Annotated in this window: 1 protein-coding gene; it reads left to right on the forward strand. The window is 58.6% G+C overall.

The genetic code is table 11. The annotated features are described in order from the left end of the window. Positions 1–68 precede the first annotated feature (68 nt). A partial coding sequence (locus tag X738_RS80670) for a hypothetical protein (protein WP_156942804.1) occupies positions 69–333 on the forward strand: 265 nt, incomplete at its 3' end.

The raw sequence follows: 333 nt of genomic DNA on the forward strand, positions 1-333 counted from the left end.
GCGAGAGTGGCTCCTCGAACGTGGCTAGAGCACTGGGTCGTCTCAAAGAGTCGGCGGGCGGAGCGCCAATGGTGCGCCGCGCTGCCCTGAATCCCGACCCTGTCGACGCCGAGCTCATCAGAGATTACAAAGCGGCTCTCATCAAAGAGTACAAGGGAGCGCCTGCGACCGGGCCGAATCCCAAAACCACTCAGGACTATGCGGCTACTCTTAGACGTTTCAGTCAATACCTGCATGAAAACAACAGGCCGGGGATTGCGGCTCGGCTTTACGAGGGGTCGCTGGATGAAGATGCCAAGCGCTATAACAACTCCGGTGGGATCAGTGCACTAG

The sequence above is a fragment of the Mesorhizobium sp. L48C026A00 genome, assembly GCF_000502375.1.
In the GTDB taxonomy this organism is placed as follows: Bacteria; Pseudomonadota; Alphaproteobacteria; order Rhizobiales; family Rhizobiaceae; genus Mesorhizobium; species Mesorhizobium muleiense.